Genomic DNA, 913 nt, shown 5'->3' on the forward strand with positions numbered 1-913 from the left:
AGACCAAGGCATGAGATTCTCTAGATTTTCGCTATCTTTTATATCTATCTTTGATAGATTATCAAACAGATAAACTAAGTATCTTTCTACAACTAAATTATTTGCCTTGGCGGTTTCAACAATACTATAAATATTAGCACTAGAAGTTGCACCTTTAGCAGTATTTGCAAAAAGGAAGTTTTTTCTACCTATTACAAAAGGTTTGATAGCTCTTTCGGCTGCATTATTATCTACCTCTAAAGAACCATCTAATAATACATTTTTTAATCCTGGTAAATGCTTTTTAGCATAATCAAGTGCCTTACCTAACGGACTTCTTGGAAGAGCATCTTTTATTTCTCTTTCAACATAATGAATAAAATTATCTATAATTGGAGCTAGTTTCTCAGATCTTATTTTAAATCTAATATCATAATAATTTTCATCACTTGAATAAGATTCTCTAAGTTCTTTTTCAAGCTTATATATTTGCTCACAATAATTAAACCCTATTATTGCTCTAGAATTTTTTAGGGCTTCTTTATCTAAATCTACTATTATATTATGAAAGTATCTTCTTATGTGAGCTAAGCAATATACCCTTGTAGCTCCGCTAACGGAATTGTATCCATTATATCCATCCGTTTGGAGAAAACCTTTAAAATCTCCTAAGAAATTTTTAGGGCAAGAACTTGATCTAGTGCTTTGGTAATCATATAAGATCACAGGCTTAGAGTTGGTATTACTCATATATAACCACATATATTTCTTGGTTTTTGAATCCTTACCGTTATCATTAATTACCTTTAAAGTTGTTTCATCGGCATTAATGTAATTATGGCTAAGCAATTCTTTTTTCATATGTTTATATATAGGTTCTAGAGCTGTCGCTGCAGACATAGTCCAATTGCATAGAGTTTGCCTTGAAAGATTA

1 protein-coding gene is annotated in these 913 nt (G+C 30.4%); it reads right to left on the reverse strand.

Translation table 11 applies throughout. The features are described 5' to 3' along the window. A partial coding sequence (gene tnpC, locus OIO11_RS11635; protein WP_268071635.1) for an IS66 family transposase occupies window positions 1–913 on the reverse strand: 913 nt, incomplete at both ends.

The organism is Clostridium sp. ZS2-4, assembly GCF_026719745.1.
GTDB lineage: Bacteria > Bacillota > Clostridia > Clostridiales > Clostridiaceae > Clostridium_H.